Here is a 434-nt window from a genome sequence, read left to right on the forward strand (position 1 = left end):
GTACGTCCCGCTTGCCGTGCCATGCAAGTGCCCTCATTGCGTCTCCTGGTCGACCGTTGCGCCCGGGTTGGTACCTCTTGTGCCCGCGCCTGCCCCTCGCGCCGCTGCCGAACCAGGACCCGGCAACTTTTCCACCCGTCGCACGCGGCGGCCCCGCCGATCCGGGGGGCGCCGTTCAGGGTCGGGGCGCCCGCGGGTCCCGGTCGGAGGCGGGCCACACGTAGGGCAGGTCGTCCGGGACGTCGGGGAAGCGGTCCCGGTAGAAGTCCGGGTCCTTGCGGATCAGCGCGGACCGGTGGCTCCGGTGGAACTCCATTGTACCCAGCCACGGGGGCAGGTCGGCGTCCAACGCCAGCTGCTCCTGGGTGCGTACGGCGCCGCCCGGCAGCCACGCCCGGAAGTCCCGTACCAGGCCGCGTGGGCGCGACCAGCCG

The 434-nt window shown here is 73.5% G+C and carries 1 pseudogene; it reads right to left on the reverse strand.

Annotation, left to right across the window (positions count from 1 at the left end):
- Positions 1-175: 175 nt before the first annotated feature.
- Positions 176-434: pseudogene (locus G3I71_RS47970) on the reverse strand (hypothetical protein); the annotation flags it as partial.

This window comes from Streptomyces sp. SID12501, from assembly GCF_010550245.1.
GTDB lineage: Bacteria > Actinomycetota > Actinomycetes > Streptomycetales > Streptomycetaceae > Streptomyces.